Raw genomic sequence first — 9,624 nt, forward strand, 5'->3', positions numbered from 1 at the left:
GGGTTGACGTCTCCGCCGGGCAGCCGGTTCTCGAAGCGCAGGGACCGGCCATGGCCGACCACCCGCAGCGAACAGGTCCGGTTGTCATGTCCCCAGGCGACGGCGGTGGGCGCGAAGGAGCCGGGCTGGAAGCGCTTGTACGCGTTGATGGTCGGCGCGTACAGCAGGGAGAAGTCCCGCAGCGCGGCGAGCTGTCCAGCCAGGAAGTGGCGCATCACGGGCGACATCCCCTCCGGCCCGTCCCCGGCCATGACGCTGGTGCCGTGCTTGTCCTGAAGCGAGAGGTGGATATGGCAGGAGTTGCCCTCGCGCTCGTTGAACTTGGCCATGAAGGTGAGCGAGACGCCTTCCTGGGAGGCGATCTCCTTGGCGCCGGTCTTGTAGACGGCGTGCTGGTCACAGGTGACGAGGGCCTCGTCGTACTTGAAAGCGATCTCGTGCTGGCCGGGGTTGCACTCGCCCTTCGCGGACTCGACGGTCAGCCCCGCGCCGGCCATCTCGTTGCGGATCCGGCGCAGCAGCGGTTCGATCCGGCCGGTGCCGAGGACGGAGTAGTCGATGTTGTACTGGTTGGCGGGAGTCAGCCCGCGGTAGCCGCTGTCCCAGGCCTGCTCGTAGGTGTCCTTGAAGACGATGAACTCCAGCTCCGTGCCGACATGTGCGGTGTAGCCGTACTCGGCGAGCCGGTCGAGCTGGCGGCGGAGGATCTGGCGGGGCGCCGCGGCGACGGGCGATCCGTCGCTCCGGGCGAGATCGGCCATGACCATCGCGGTGGCCTCGTTCCAGGGCAGCCGGCGCAGTGTGGTGAGGTCGGGACGCATGGCGAAGTCACCGTAGCCGGTGTCCCAGGAGGACATCGCGTATCCGTCGACGGTGTTCATGTCGGTGTCGACGGCGAGGAGATAGTTGCAGCCCTCGGCGCCGTGCTCCAGGACGTCGTCGACGAAGAAGCGTGCGGCGAACCGCTTGCCCTGGAGCCGGCCCTGCATATCGGGGAACGCCAGGACCACCGTGTCGATCTCACCGCTCTCCACGAGGATGCGGAGCTTGTCGAGGGCGAGCGGGGGTGTGCGGTCTGCCACGGGATTACTCCTCCTTCGGTCAGCCGGAAGCCATAAGGTATTCCTGGAGACCTTTGGTTGGGAAGGGGAATCGGCGACATGACGAAGAAGAACGAGCCGATGGACCCGCTGACTCCGGTGCTGCGGCCCGTGCGGGCGGGGAACGGCTTCGAGGAGGCGCTGGAGCAGATCCTCCAGGTCGTCAGGCTCGGTCTGGTGGCGGGCGGCGAACGGCTGCCCGCCGAGCGGGAGCTCGCGGACCGGCTGCGGATCAGCCGGGTGACGCTGCGCGAGGTGCTCAAGGTGCTCCAGGACCAGGGGCTGCTGGAGAGCAGGCGGGGCAGATACGGCGGGACGTTCGTACGGCACAGACCCGGCACCCCGGTCGGCGGCGCCGAGGAGGAGCTGCGCCGGCGGGTGGCCGGCGTGGACATCGAGGACGTCCTGCGTTTTCGCGAGGTGCTGGAGGCGGGCGCGGCGGGACTGTGCGCGGCGGACGGGCTGACCGGTGAACGGGCGGGGCGGCTGCGCTCGGCGCTGGCCGCGACCCACGACGCGCCGCTCGTGGAGTACCGCAGGCTGGACACGCTGTTCCATCTCACGCTCGCCGAGCTGTCCGGCTCCGCGACCCTGACCGCCCAGTACGCGGCCGTGCGGGCGACGGTCAACGATCTGCTGGACTGCATCCCGCTGCTCGTGAGGAATCTGGAGCACTCGCAGCGCCAGCACACGGCGCTGGCCGAGGCGGTGCTCGACCAGGACGCGGACGCGGCACGCGAGATCGCACGCGAGCACTGCGGCGGTACGGCCGCGCTGCTGCGCGGTTTTCTGGCCTGAGCGCGGGCCATGCGTCCCTCTCGGGTTCCGCCGGAACGGACCCTCCCGTCGCGGGAGCGGTGGCGGGCGGAGCCGTAACAGCCTTTTGACGCAGGAGTCTTGCGCGTGGCCGTCCGGAGCGCAAAGGTATGCCCTCACACCTTTACCCCGAGGCAGGAGCTGCTCATGTCCGACGGCACCGACTCGCGCATCACGACGGCCGGCCCGGCCGACACGGCCCGGCAGGACGCCGACTATCTGCGACGGCGCGCGCTGCGCCGGGGCAGCGCCGGCTGGCTGCTGCTCACCGGTCTCGGTGTCGCCTATGTCGTCTCCGGTGATTTCTCGGGCTGGAACATCGGTCTGTCCGAGGGAGGCTTCGGCGGTCTCGCCCTCGCCACACTGCTGATGGGTGTCATGTACGCCTGTCTGGTCTTCTCCCTCGCCGAACTCTCCGCCATCCTGCCCACCGCGGGCGGCGGTTATGGCTTCGCCCGGCGGGCGCTCGGCACCTGGGGCGGCTTTCTGACCGGTACGGCCATCCTGATCGAGTACATCCTCGCGCCGGCCGCCATCTCGATCTTCATCGGCGACTATGTCGAGTCGCTCGACCTCTTCGGGCTGACCGCCGGCTGGCCGGTCTATCTGGCCTGCTTCGCGGTCTTCATCGGGATCCATCTCTGGGGCGTCGGCGAGGCGCTGCGCTTCAGCCTCGTGGTGACGGCCGTCGCGGTGGCGGCGCTGCTCATCTTCGCGGCCGGCGCGTTCACCGAGTTCGACGCGAGCGGTCTCAACGACATCCCGGCCGACCCGGACGCGTTCGGCTCGGGGTCCTGGCTGCCGTACGGCGTGCTGGGCATCTGGGCGGCCTTCCCGTTCGGCATGTGGTTCTTCCTGGGGGTGGAGGGAGTGCCGCTGGCCGCCGAGGAGGCCAAGGACCCGGTGCGTTCGATGCCGAGGGCGCTGTCGATCTCCATGGGGGTGCTGGTGCTGCTCGCGCTGATCACCTTCCTGGCCGCGACGGGCGCACGCGGCTCGGCCGCCGTGCAAGACGCGGGCAATCCGCTGGTGGTCGCGCTCCAGGGGGACGGCGAACCGACCGCGCTGAGCCGGTTCGTCAACTACGCGGGCCTCGCCGGTCTCGTCGCCTCCTTCTTCTCGCTCATCTACGCCGGGTCACGGCAGCTCTTCGCCCTCTCCCGGGCGGGCTATCTGCCTCGCTTCCTCTCCCTGACCAGCGCCCGCAAGGCCCCCTATCCGGGACTGCTGATCCCGGGCGCGATCGGTTTCGCGCTGGCGGCGGCCACCGGCGACGGCGGGCGGATGCTGAATGTGGCGGTCTTCGGCGCCACCATCTCGTACGCGCTGATGGCCCTGTCCCATCTGGTGCTGCGCCGCCGCGAGCCGGGGCTGGCCCGGCCGTACCGCACACCAGGGGGCATGCTCACCTCAGGCGTCGCGTTCGTACTGGCCCTGTCGGCGCTGGTGGCGACCTTCCTGGTGGACAAGGACGCCGCGTTCATCGCACTGGGCGTCTACGCCGTCGCTCTCGCGTACTTCACCTTCTACAGTCGGCACCGGCTGGTCGCGGCGGCTCCCGAGGAGGAGTTCGCGGCCCTGGCCGCCGCCGAGGCCGAACTCGAACGCGGCTGAGGACACCGTCGGCACCCACGGAAGGACCGGAACGCCATGAAACCGCTCATCGGGATCAGCACCTATCTGGAGAAGTCCGCCGCGTGGGGTGTCTGGGAGCTTCCGGCGGCGCTGCTGCCCGCCGGTTATCCCCGGATCGTCCAGCGGTCCGGCGGGATCGCCGCGATGCTTCCGCCGGACGGCCCGGACACCGCCGCCTCGGTGGTGGCCAGGCTCGACGGCGTGGTGATCGCGGGCGGCCCCGATGTGGAGCCCGTACGGTACGGAGCCGAGCCGCACCCTCGTACCGGACCGCCGGCCCGGGAGCGGGACGCCTGGGAACTGGCCCTGATCGACGCCGCCCTGGCGTCCGGCACGCCGCTGCTGGGGATCTGCCGGGGCATGCAGCTGCTCAATGTGGCGCTGGGCGGGACGCTCGTCCAGCATGTGGAGGGACACACCTCCCCGGTCAGAGGCACCTTCGGCGAGCATCCGGTGAAGCCGGTGCCCGGCACCCGCTACGGCGAGCTGGTGCCGGAGGAGTTCGCCGTACCGACGCACCATCACCAGACGGTGGACCGGCTGGGCGCGGGGCTCACCGTGTCGGCGTTCGCCGCGGACGGCACGGTCGAGGCCGTCGAGCTGCCGGAGCCGCAGTGGGCGCTGGGTGTGCAGTGGCATCCCGAGATGGCCGACGACACCCGTGTGGTGAGCGCGCTGGTCCGGGCGGCACGGGCGCGGGCCGCGAGCGTCTGAACCCCGGTCCGGGCCGCCGCGACCCGGCTCACTCCAGGGCGCCGCGCGTCAGGGAGAGCAGATCACGGGCCGGGCCCGCGGGCCGGGTGCCGACCGGCCAGACCGCGCGCAGATCACGGCGGAGCCGTACGCCCTCCACCGGCACCTTGACGAGCCGGTGGGCGGCCAGTTCCTCGCCGACGGCGAGTTCGCTCAGTACGCACGGCCCCGCACCGCTCACGGCGGCGGCCTTGAGCGCGGTGGTGGAGGCGAGTTCGAGCAGCGGCTCGGCCACTCCGCCGTACGGGGCGAGCCCGGCGTCCAGCACCTGACGGGTGCCGGAGCCGGGTTCGCGCAGGATCAGCGCGGTCCCGGCCAGTTCCCCCGGATCGATCGGGCCACGGCGGCGGGCCCAGGGATGACCGGGTGCGGCGACCACCAGCAGCCGGTCATGGCCGATGACCGCCGAGTCGAGGCCCTCGGGCACGGCCGTGCCCTCCACGAAACCGAGATCGGCCTCATGGGCGAGCAGCCGCTCGGCGACCGCCGCGGAATTGCCCGCGAGCAGGGAGACCGCGGTGTCCGGCCGGGCCCTGCGGAGAGCCACCAGCCAGCCGGGCAGCAGATACTCGGCGATGGTCATACTGGCCGCCACGCGCAGCCGTGAGTCCCTGCGGCCACGCAGCGCCTGCGCCCCGGCGTCGAAGGCCTCGGCCGCCTCCACCACCCGTCCGGCCCAGTCGGTGACCAGCGCACCGGCGTCGGTGAGCCGGGAGCCACGCGGTGAGCGGTCCACCAGAGCCACGCCGAGCAGCCGCTCCATGGCCCTGATCCGGCCGCTCGCGGCGGGCTGGCTGATGCCGAGCTCACGGGCGGCCCGGCCGAGGCTGCCGAGCCGGGCGACGGCGAGCAGCAGCTCCAGAGCCCCGAGATCGGGCACCCGGTGGGCCAGAGGCGCGGCGCCGGGCGCGGCGAGCTGAGCCGTGGCACGGCCGGGGCGCGGATCAGCGGTCATAAGTACAGGTTATGACCTCATAGCGACAACGGGCCTGGTGGGGGCCGCGGGCGGGCGCGAGGGTGGAGGCATGGCCGCTCTCACGCATCCCACCAGGGCGTATCCCGCCGCCACCGGCGGGCCGCGCGCCGTCCCCCGGGTGCGGCCACGGCTGCCGTGGCTCCGCCACCTCGGACCGAACTGGTACGCGACGGTGATGGGGACCGCGATCGTGGCCACCGCGGGTGCCGGGCTGCCCGCGGACGTCCCGGGGCTGCGAACCGGCTGTGTGGCGCTCTGGGCACTCTCCGTGGTGGCGCTCGCCGTGCTGGTGGCCGCCCGCGCGGGACACTGGCTCTGCCATCGCGACCGGGCGCGCGCCCAGCTCCACGATCCGGCCGTGGCGCCGTTCTACGGCTGTTCGGCGATGGCGCCGCTGGCCGTCGGAGCAGCCACGCTCGCCGTGGGCCGTGATGTGCTCGGGGAGCACGCGGCGGTCGTCATGGACGCGGCGCTGTTCGCCGTGGGCACGGCCCTGGGCCTGGTGTTCGCCGTGGCCGTGCCGTACCTGCTGGTCGTACGCCGTCGGCCGGGCCCCGGCGAGGTGTCGCCGGTCTGGCTGCTGCCGGTGGTACCGCCCATGGTCTCCGCGGCGGTCGGCTCCTCGCTGGTGCCCTTTCTGCCCGTGGGCCAGGGGCGCGAGACGCTGCTGTTCGGCTGCTACGCGCTCTTCGGGCTCAGTCTGCTCGCGACCATGACCCTGCTCCCGCTGCTCTTCGGCAGGCTGCTGCTCCACGGTCCGCCGCCGCTCGCGCTGACTCCGGCGCTCTTCCTGGTGCTCGGCCCGCTGGGGCAGTCCGTCACGGCGGTCGGCAGGCTCGCCGAGGTGGCGCCGGGGGCGGTCGGCTCTCCGTACGCGCGGGCGCTGGGCGCCTTCGCGGTGGTGTACGGCGTGCCGGTGCTGGGGTTCGCGCTGCTGTGGCTGGCGCTGGCGGCGGCCCTGGTGGTACGGGCCGCGCGGCGCGGGATGCGGTTCACGATGACCTGGTGGGCCTTCACCTTCCCGGTCGGTACGTGTGTGACGGGCACCGAGGCACTGGCCGGGCGTACCGGCCTGGTGGCGCTGGAGTGGCTGGCGGTGGGCCTGTTCGTGCTGCTGGTGGCGGCCTGGGCGGTGGTGGGGTGGCACACGCTGCGCGGGCTGCTCGGCGGAACGCTGCTCGCGGCGCCGCAGGTGCCCCGGCCGGTGACGGCCCGTACGGCGTGAGAGGCCGCCCCGGGCGGGGAGCCGCCGTCGGCCGGCGCGGTGGCCCGCCGCTCGGCGCCGGGCGGCTGCCCGGCCGGTCAGCGTCTGGGGTCGACCGTCGCGTCGATGTGCTCCGCGACGGAGACGACGAGGATGCGGGTGCCGGGCTCGGTGGCCCGCCAGCGGTGCCGTACACCACCGGAGAGATACAGCGTGTCACCGCGCTCCAGCCGGTAGGCACGGCCCTCGGCCTCGACCTCGGCGGCGCCGTCGGCGATGTACATGATCTCGTCGTTGCGGTGCTGGTACTCCCGGCCGGTGTCCTGCTCGCCGGTGAATTCCTTGGCGTTGAGCTGATGTCCGCCCCGGACCACCCGCCGGACACCGGGTCCGGCGTCGGCGGCCCGTACGACATCGACCGTGCGCGCGGAGTCGGCGGCGGCGTGCAGCCGTGCGGGCGTGGTCTCCAGTGCGTCCGCCACCCGTTCCAGTGACCGGGTGCTCGGCCTGGCACGCTCGTTCTCGATCTGGCTGAGGAAGGGCACCGACAGTCCGCTGCGGGCGGCCACCGCCGCCAGGGTCAGGCCCAGGGACCTGCGCCGCCTGCGGACGGCCGCGCCCACCCTGAGCGCTTCCTTGTCGTCCATGACTGGCTCCCTCCCGACCGGATCGTCATCTTCTCAGAGTTGACGCCGGTACAAGAGCTGTCCTGCCTCACCCGCTGCCGGACCCCCGGGCGGTACGAAACCACGGGCGAGGGAAGCAGGCGGCCCCCGGGGTCCATCATGCGCGTCCGCGGGTGATTCGCAAAGAGCCCCGGCGTCCGCCCGGCGGCCGGGAAGCGGGCGGGACGTGCCCGGCGCCCTGCCGGCGGGCGGCGCCGCCTCCGCCTCCGCGGTCGTGTCCACCGCGCCGTCCGCCGCGGCCGATCGGGCGACATCGCGTGAGATTCCCCCGGAGCGGGAGCGGTGACATTCTGTGACCGTCCTCGACCGCTCTCGCGGTCGTTGCGCCGGGGCGGCCGGCGGGCCGCGGTCCGTCGGCGGCGGCTGTCAGTGGGCTGGGGCATCATCGGGGTTGTGACGCGACGCCTGATGCTCCTCGACACCGCTTCCCTCTACTTCCGGGCCTATTTCGGGGTCCCCGACTCCGTACGGGCCCCGGACGGCACCCCGGTCAACGCGGTGCGCGGGCTGCTCGACTTCATCGCACGTCTGGTCCAGGACCACCGGCCCGACGAGCTGGTGGCCTGTATGGACGCGGACTGGCGGCCCCAGTGGCGGGTGGAGCTGATCCCGTCGTACAAGGCGCACCGGGTGGCCGAGGAGCGCGCGGAGGGGCCCGACGAGGAGGAGACTCCGGACACGCTCGCGCCACAGGTCCCGGTCATCGAGGCGGTGCTCGACGCGCTCGGTGTCGCCCGGGTCGGCGTCGCGGGATACGAGGCGGACGACGTGATCGGCACGCTCGCGGGCCGGGCGACGGGTCCGGTGGACATCGTCACCGGCGACCGGGATCTCTATCAGCTCGTCGACGACGCCCGGGGTGTGCGGGTGCTCTATCCCCTGAAGGGCGTCGGCACGCTCCAGCTCACCGACGAGGCGGTGCTGCGCGAGAAGTACGGCGTCGACGGACCCGGATATGTCGATCTGGCGCTCCTGCGCGGCGACCCGAGCGACGGGCTTCCCGGTGTGCCGGGAATCGGCGAGAAGACCGCGGCCAAGCTGCTGGACGCCTTCGGCGATCTGGCCGGGATCATGGCGGCGGTGGACGATCCGCGCTCGAAGCTCACTCCGTCGCAGCGCAAGCGGCTCGACGAGGCCCGGGACTATGTGGCGGTCGCGCCCAGGGTGGTACGGGTCGCCGGGGACGTTCCGCTGCCGCAGTTCGATCCGGCCCTGCCCTCACAGCCGCGCGATCCGGCTCTGGTCGAGGCGCTCGCCGTCCGGTGGGGCCTCGGCGGCGCGCTGCGCAGACTTCTGGTCGTCCTGGAGAGCTGAGCTCCACGACCGGGCTCCGCACGCGGTCCGGGCGCCCGGCCGAGGTGTTAGCTTAGGTAAGCCTAAGCATCACCAGAGTCTGGGGAGACCACCGTGGCAGAACAGCCGGCCCGCAAGGCACCGAAGGCGCGTGAGGCACAGGTCGTGAGCACCGAGTGGCTCACGCCGCACATGGTCCGTGTCGTTCTGGGCGGCGACGGGCCGGCCGGACTGGAGGCCGGTGAGTTCACCGACCACTACATCAAGCTGCTCTTCGCCGCGGACGGTGCGACCTATCCCGAACCGTTCGACATGGACCGGATCCGCGCGGAGTTCCCGCGCGACCAGTGGCCCACGACCCGCACGTACACGGTGCGCGCCTGGGACCCGGACTCCGGCGAGCTGACCGTCGACTTCGTGGTGCACGGCGACGAGGGGCTGGCCGGACCCTGGGCCGCGCGGGTGCGGCCGGGCGAGACCGTACGGTTCCTCGGGCCCGGCGGCTCGTACGCGCCGGACCCGGCGGCGGACTGGCATCTGCTGGCCGGGGACGAGAGCGCCCTGCCCGCGATCGCCGCCTCGCTGGAGCGGATTCCGGCCGGCGCGCCCGTGCGTGCCTTCGTCGAGGTCTCCGGCCCCGAGGAGGAGCAGAAGGTCACGACGCCGGACGGCGCCGGGATCACCTGGCTGCACCGAGGCGACCGCCCGGTCGGTGAGGCCCTGGTCGCCGCCGTGCGCGAACTGGAGTTCCCCGCGGGTGATGTCCATGCCTTCGTGCACGGCGAGGCCGGCTTCGTGAGGGACCTCCGCCGTCATCTGCGGCTGGAGCGCGGTGTCCCGCGCGAGCGGCTTTCGGCGTCGGGATACTGGCGGCTCGGCCAGACCGACGAGGCCTGGCGCGCCGTCAAGCGCGAGTGGAACGAGCAGGTGGAGCGGGAACAGGAGGCACAGGAGCAGAAGGTGAGCTGACCTCCGCACCGCCCCTGGTACACGAAAAGGCCGTCCGCGCCCGGCGCCCGGACGGCCTTTTCGCGTGCCGCGGCGTGCGCGCGCCTCGCACCGCGTCCGGTGTGCCGCGTACCGCCTACCGCCTACCGCCTACCGCCTACCGCCTGGCCGACGCGCCGACGCGCCGTCAGAGCGTCGGCGCGTCGGCCAGGC

9 protein-coding genes are annotated in these 9,624 nt (G+C 72.7%); 6 read left to right on the forward strand and 3 right to left on the reverse strand.

The window, feature by feature from the left end; all coding sequences use genetic code 11:
• On the reverse strand, positions 1–1,082 hold a 1,082-nt coding region (locus BFF77_RS05110; RefSeq protein WP_066944228.1), incomplete at its 3' end, for a glutamine synthetase family protein.
• 78 nt (positions 1,083–1,160) lie between these two features.
• Here BFF77_RS05110 and BFF77_RS05115 point away from each other — a divergent pair.
• The 3 genes from BFF77_RS05115 to BFF77_RS05125 all read left to right on the forward strand — a co-directional run bounded on the left by BFF77_RS05115 (position 1,161) and on the right by BFF77_RS05125 (position 4,265).
• The gene (locus tag BFF77_RS05115; RefSeq protein ID WP_066944230.1) at positions 1,161–1,898 is read left to right on the forward strand and encodes a FadR/GntR family transcriptional regulator; all 738 of its coding nucleotides are present in this window, start codon (positions 1,161–1,163) and stop codon (positions 1,896–1,898) included.
• A 165-nt stretch (positions 1,899–2,063) separates the two neighbouring features.
• A complete protein-coding gene (eat, locus tag BFF77_RS05120) occupies positions 2,064–3,530 on the forward strand; it encodes an ethanolamine permease (RefSeq protein ID WP_066944232.1) in 1,467 nt (488 codons plus the stop codon).
• Positions 3,531–3,566: 36 nt separating this feature from the next.
• Complete coding sequence (locus tag BFF77_RS05125) at positions 3,567–4,265, forward strand: gamma-glutamyl-gamma-aminobutyrate hydrolase family protein (RefSeq protein ID WP_066944234.1); 699 nt, start codon at positions 3,567–3,569, stop codon at positions 4,263–4,265.
• A 28-nt stretch (positions 4,266–4,293) separates the two neighbouring features.
• Here the strand turns inward: BFF77_RS05125 and BFF77_RS05130 are convergent, their stop codons facing one another.
• Positions 4,294–5,259, reverse strand: coding sequence for a LysR family transcriptional regulator (locus BFF77_RS05130; protein ID WP_211280158.1), 966 nt, complete (start codon positions 5,257–5,259; stop codon positions 4,294–4,296).
• 70 nt (positions 5,260–5,329) lie between these two features.
• Between BFF77_RS05130 and BFF77_RS05135 the strand changes: the two genes are divergently transcribed.
• Positions 5,330–6,505, forward strand: a complete 1,176-nt coding sequence (locus BFF77_RS05135; protein ID WP_079124847.1) for a TDT family transporter — start codon at positions 5,330–5,332, stop codon at positions 6,503–6,505.
• A gap of 77 nt (positions 6,506–6,582) precedes the next feature.
• Here BFF77_RS05135 and BFF77_RS05140 read toward each other — a convergent pair whose 3' ends face one another.
• The gene (locus tag BFF77_RS05140; RefSeq protein WP_066944236.1) at positions 6,583–7,131 is read right to left on the reverse strand and encodes a helix-turn-helix domain-containing protein; all 549 of its coding nucleotides are present in this window, start codon (positions 7,129–7,131) and stop codon (positions 6,583–6,585) included.
• 447 nt (positions 7,132–7,578) lie between these two features.
• On the opposite strand from BFF77_RS05140, the gene BFF77_RS05145 reads away from it, so the two are divergent.
• A complete protein-coding gene (locus BFF77_RS05145) occupies positions 7,579–8,484 on the forward strand; it encodes a 5'-3' exonuclease (RefSeq protein ID WP_066944238.1) in 906 nt (301 codons plus the stop codon).
• Positions 8,485–8,577: 93 nt separating this feature from the next.
• Positions 8,578–9,432 (forward strand): siderophore-interacting protein, encoded by an 855-nt coding sequence (locus BFF77_RS05150; RefSeq protein ID WP_066944240.1) that lies wholly within the window; start codon positions 8,578–8,580, stop codon positions 9,430–9,432.
• The last annotated feature ends 192 nt before the right edge of the window (positions 9,433–9,624 follow it).

It is taken from the genome of Streptomyces lushanensis, from assembly GCF_001700515.1.
GTDB lineage: Bacteria > Actinomycetota > Actinomycetes > Streptomycetales > Streptomycetaceae > Streptomyces > Streptomyces lushanensis.

What these genes read in the sequence shown, in the direction of transcription:
- eat (WP_066944232.1), top strand. Translation starts at nt 2,064, where the DNA reads ATGTCCGACGGCACCGACTCGCGCATCACGACGGCCGGCCCGGCCGAC.
- BFF77_RS05140 (WP_066944236.1), bottom strand. Translation starts at nt 7,131, where the DNA reads ATGGACGACAAGGAAGCGCTCAGGGTGGGCGCGGCCGTCCGCAGGCGG.
- BFF77_RS05145 (WP_066944238.1), top strand. Translation starts at nt 7,579, where the DNA reads ATGCTCCTCGACACCGCTTCCCTCTACTTCCGGGCCTATTTCGGGGTC.
- BFF77_RS05130 (WP_211280158.1), bottom strand. Translation starts at nt 5,259, where the DNA reads ATGACCGCTGATCCGCGCCCCGGCCGTGCCACGGCTCAGCTCGCCGCG.
- BFF77_RS05115 (WP_066944230.1), top strand. Translation starts at nt 1,161, where the DNA reads ATGACGAAGAAGAACGAGCCGATGGACCCGCTGACTCCGGTGCTGCGG.
- BFF77_RS05135 (WP_079124847.1), top strand. Translation starts at nt 5,330, where the DNA reads ATGGCCGCTCTCACGCATCCCACCAGGGCGTATCCCGCCGCCACCGGC.
- BFF77_RS05125 (WP_066944234.1), top strand. Translation starts at nt 3,567, where the DNA reads ATGAAACCGCTCATCGGGATCAGCACCTATCTGGAGAAGTCCGCCGCG.